The 824-nt window shown below is 69.8% G+C and carries 1 protein-coding gene and 1 pseudogene; one reads left to right on the top strand and one right to left on the bottom strand.

The genetic code is table 11. The features are described 5' to 3' along the window. Positions 1 to 505 (top strand): DUF6456 domain-containing protein (locus tag HC022_RS27865; protein ID WP_368484906.1); only part of this gene is annotated, 505 nt, incomplete at its 5' end. A 207-nt stretch (positions 506 to 712) separates the two neighbouring features. Here HC022_RS27865 and HC022_RS29565 read toward each other — a convergent pair. Continuing rightward, a pseudogene (locus HC022_RS29565) lies at positions 713 to 824 on the bottom strand (keto-deoxy-phosphogluconate aldolase); the annotation flags it as partial.

Genomic DNA, 824 nt, shown 5'->3' with positions numbered 1-824 from the left:
CCCAGGGGATGGCGCTGAAGGGCTGGATCGCCTGCGAGTCGCCAGGCCGGATCTCGCGTTACCGGATCACCGCGGCGGGCCGCACCGCGCTCAGCAAGTTGTTGGCAGAACAGGAAAACAAGCTGCGTGGTTTTGCCGAGGCGCAGGCCGGGTTCGGGACCTCGGCCGAGGCCGAAGCGGCGATGGAGGCAGCCGTTTCGGACCCGCTGGCGCGCCGCCGCCACCTGATGGCCGAGAGCCCGTTGATCCTGCTCTCGCGCCGTCGCGACCGCAACGGCACCCCGAGGCGGCGCGCGCCCGCTTCATCTCGGCGCTGCGCGAGCTTGGGCCGGGTCTGGGCGATGTGGCGCTGCAGTGCTGCTGCTATCTCGAGGGGCTCGAGGCCACCGAGAGGCGCATGGGCTGGGCGGCGCGATCCGGCAAGGTGGTGCTGCGCATCGCGCTCCAGCGCCTGCGTCGCTTCTATGAAAAGACCAATGCGCAGGGCGGCGGGCTGATCGGCTGACGCCGGGGCGACCGCCGTCAGCATAAATCTAAGCGTTGTCCCTGGTGGGGGGCTCCCGAGCGGAAGTGCGGTCTGAAAACGGCCCGGTAACAGCCCCGCAGAGATTGTCAGTCTGTTTCTCCATGGGAAACAAAAGGGCCGCCGCGCAGGTCTTGCGGGCGGCCCTTGGCCTGTGTGCCGGCCCGTCTGACGGCCGGCGGTCAGACGTCAGCCGCGCGAGAGTTTCGCCGCCTCGGCCGCGAGCGCCTCGATGCTCGCCCAGTCGCCGGACAGCATCTTGTCCTTGGGTGCGACCCAGCTGCCGCCGCAGCAGAGCACG

Origin of the sequence: Salipiger sp. HF18, from assembly GCF_011806505.1 — a bacterium.
In the GTDB taxonomy this organism is placed as follows: domain Bacteria; phylum Pseudomonadota; class Alphaproteobacteria; order Rhodobacterales; family Rhodobacteraceae; genus Salipiger; species Salipiger thiooxidans.
The sequence above is the reverse complement of the archived record's forward strand: the minus strand, read 5'-3'. Positions and strand labels throughout refer to the sequence as shown.